1 protein-coding gene is annotated in these 1,367 nt (G+C 43.8%); it reads left to right on the forward strand.

Annotation, left to right across the window (positions count from 1 at the left end):
- The first annotated feature begins 375 nt into the window (after positions 1 to 375).
- Positions 376 to 1,347: an IS110 family transposase gene (locus QT987_RS29745; RefSeq protein WP_333247083.1), complete on the forward strand. Its 972-nt coding sequence runs from the start codon at positions 376 to 378 to the stop codon at positions 1,345 to 1,347.
- The last annotated feature ends 20 nt before the right edge of the window (positions 1,348 to 1,367 follow it).

Consider the following 1,367-nt stretch of genomic DNA (forward strand, 5'->3'; position numbering starts at 1 on the left):
CCGACAAACAGGCGATCATACCGACAAACAGGCGATCATACCGACAATCAGGCGATCAAACCGACAATCAGGCGAGCGAGCCAACAAGCAAAGCGAATCTAAAGAAACAAGGAAAGTTTAGTACAAATGGTTCTGTAACAGCAGAAAGTGTTCTTTAAGAACATCAGAAATCGGTGAAGCTGGCCCGCCCCTTAGACGGAATAAGTCTGTTGCGTAGATAAGCTCCCATTACTGATGACAGGCGCACACTAAACTGGACAGTATCTTAGGCTCTCGGCATCTCCGGGAAAGCCTGCATTCACAAGGTTAGTATTCAATTGCCTGTCGGTTCTTTCATAAATTGGAGCATAAATTGGAGTATATCTGGAGCAAATAATGACATCAACAGTCTTAGGTATAGACATCAGTAAAAGAGACTTTCATGTCTCATTACTGAAAGAAGGTCGTGCGACTAAACCCAAAAAGTTTACGAACAATATTCAAGGGTTTGAGAGTTTACATAACTGGCTTCAACAACAAAATGTAGTAGAGCTCCATGCTTGCATGGAAGCTACTAGCATCTATGGAGAAGCCTTAGCCGAATTCCTCTATGGAGCAGGCTTTCAGGTAAGCATCGTCAATCCGGCAAGAATTAAAGGGTTTGCCAAAAGCGAACTTCTGAGAACTAAAACAGACTCCGTAGATGCAGCATTAATTGCCCGTTTTTGTGCGGCAATGAAACCATCATTGTGGACACCTACAGCCCCCGAAGTCAAGGAATTACAAGCCTTGTTACGGCGACTCGAATCAGTCACAGAAATGATGACGAGCGAACAAAACCGTTTGGAAACAGCTACGCCAACAGTTGCTGCCCTTACCCAGGAACATTTGGACTATCTAAAACAGCAACAACAACTAATCAAAAAACTGATTAGTGACCATTTTGACCAACACCCACATTTAAAACAACAGCGCGAGCTGTTAACCTCAATTCCTGGCATTGGCGATTTAACAGCTTCTGTATTGTTAGCTGAAATTGGCGATGTTTCTGATTACGACAATGCTCGTCAATTAGCAGCTTATGCTGGTCTAACTCCCAGCGAACGGAGTTCTGGAACTTCGGTTAAAGGTAAAACTCGTTTGTCTTGTACCGGAAACGTCCGACTGCGAAAAGCGTTGTATATGCCAGCAGTAGTGGCGATGCGTCATAACCCGTTACTCAAAGCCATGAGTGAGAGATTATTGGGTCGTGGAAAAGTCAAAATGCAGGTGATTGGTGCTTTGATGCGGAAGTTGGTGCATTTGGCTTTTGGAATTTTAAAGTCCCAAAAGCCTTTCGACCCCAATTATTTACTCGCTACCCCTTGACAGTTCAAGACAGTATCTAC

It is taken from the genome of Microcoleus sp. SVA1B4, assembly GCF_036700545.1.
Lineage (GTDB): Bacteria > Cyanobacteriota > Cyanobacteriia > Cyanobacteriales > Microcoleaceae > Microcoleus.